Below are 996 nucleotides of genomic sequence, written 5' to 3'. Positions count from 1 at the left end.
TGCGACCGCATCGGGCAGCGCCATCGTCTGCACTTTCACCAACGTCGCCCAAGTCGCCGACCTGGTCATCACCAAGACCAACACACCCTTGGCCGGCGACAGCGACCAGGCCAACGACACGTTGGTGCGCGGTGCGGCCACCCAATACAGCCTGCGCGTCGCCAACAACGGCCCGGTGCCGGTCACCGGCGCCATCGTGCGCGACACGCCGGTCAGCGGTTTGAACTGTCCGGCCGGCAATGTCGTCGCTTGCAGCAGCGCGACCGCCGGGGCTTGCCCGACTTCACCGAGCCCGATCCTGATCAGCGATCTCACAGCGGGCTTGGCCATGGGGACCTTGCCGGTCGGCGCGGTGGCGACCCTCAGTTTCTCGTGCACGGTGCCGTAAGCAGATTCGCGCCGAGGACTGTCTGCGGGCGCGAATCGCGGGACGCAGGCGGCCGCGCATGGCCTGCGAAGCGGCGAGGCGATGATGCCGCGCAATAACTGTTGCATAACCGGCTAGCGTAGAGCCGGCGAACGCATCGCCGGCGGCGCTCGCCGCCGATCGCGGCAAGCGCGATCGGCATTTTCAAAAGGAAGGCGGCGGATCTGCGTCCGCCGCGGCCTCACAGCACGGTGCAGGAAAAACTCAGGGTCGCGACGGTTCCGACCGAGAGCGTGCCCAGGGCCACGCCCGCGGTCAGGTCGCTCATCAGGATCGGGTTCGGTGCGCCCGGGCAGGCGCCGGCCGGCACGCTGCTGCAGCTGACGATATTGCCGGCAGGGCAATTCAGGCCGGCGCCGGGCGTGTCGCGCACCACCGCACCGGTCACCGATACCGGTCCGTTGTTGGTGACGCGCAGGCTGTATTGGGTGGTCGCACCGCGCACCAACGTGTCGTTGGCCTGGTCGCTGTCGCCGGCCAAGGGTGTGTTGGTCTTGGTGATGACCAAGTCGGCGACTTGGGCGACGTTGGTGAAGGTGCAGACGATGGCGCTGCCCGATGCGGTCGCC

The 996-nt window shown here is 68.2% G+C and carries 2 protein-coding genes; one reads left to right on the top strand and one right to left on the bottom strand.

Annotated elements, in window-relative coordinates; translation table 11 throughout:
• On the top strand, positions 1-388 hold a 388-nt coding region (locus tag AC6CH2_RS22490; protein ID WP_498271158.1), incomplete at its 5' end, for a hypothetical protein.
• 220 nt (positions 389-608) lie between these two features.
• Here the strand turns inward: AC6CH2_RS22490 and AC6CH2_RS22485 are convergent.
• Positions 609-996 (bottom strand): hypothetical protein (locus AC6CH2_RS22485; RefSeq protein WP_498271157.1); only part of this gene is annotated, 388 nt, incomplete at its 5' end.

It is taken from the genome of Lysobacter sp. GQ73 (assembly GCF_059758755.1).
This window is presented reverse-complemented; position numbering and strand designations above follow the sequence as displayed.